Here is a 516-nt window from a genome sequence, read left to right on the forward strand (position 1 = left end):
GCTCGTGTTCCTGATCTACCCGGGTGTATTACAACCGGGAACAGCCTCAGCGACGCCATTGATCAAATCACTGATGCGGCAAGCGGCTGGCTTGTTGTCGCCGAAGATAACAGTGACACCATTAATCCGCCGTCGCCGCAGGATATGATCGATGCTCCGAGCGGAGCTATTAAATCGCTTATCCAAATTGACACATTGGAATATCGCGCGCAGACCGATGACCGTTCTGTACGGAAGAATGTTTCTCTCCCTGCATGGATGGCCGCTATGGCTGATAAGCGCAATATCAACTGCTCTAAGGTGCTTCAAGAAGGACTGCTTCAGCGTCTTGCGTAAATCTTTATCTCTACGCCGGGGATCTTAAATCCCTGGCGTTTTTTGAATAAACTATTCGGCATTAATCATTTTTTTGTCCATCATTTCTCCAATCCGTACGCGTCTAGATCGCACCATGCTTCAATCGTCATGGCGTCGGATTCCTTTTCATCCATGCCATCAATCAGCCACCCTTCGCCC

General features: G+C 49.2%; 1 protein-coding gene. It reads left to right on the forward strand.

Going from position 1 to position 516, the window contains the following annotated elements; translation table 11 throughout:
- The coding region (locus ACTQZS_RS15485; protein ID WP_441476608.1) for a type II toxin-antitoxin system HicB family antitoxin at positions 1–336 on the forward strand (336 nt) is incomplete at its 5' end.
- Positions 337–516 lie beyond the last annotated feature (180 nt).

It is taken from the genome of Bilifractor sp. LCP19S3_H10 (assembly GCF_052119185.1).
In the GTDB taxonomy this organism is placed as follows: Bacteria; Bacillota; Clostridia; order Lachnospirales; family Lachnospiraceae; genus Bilifractor.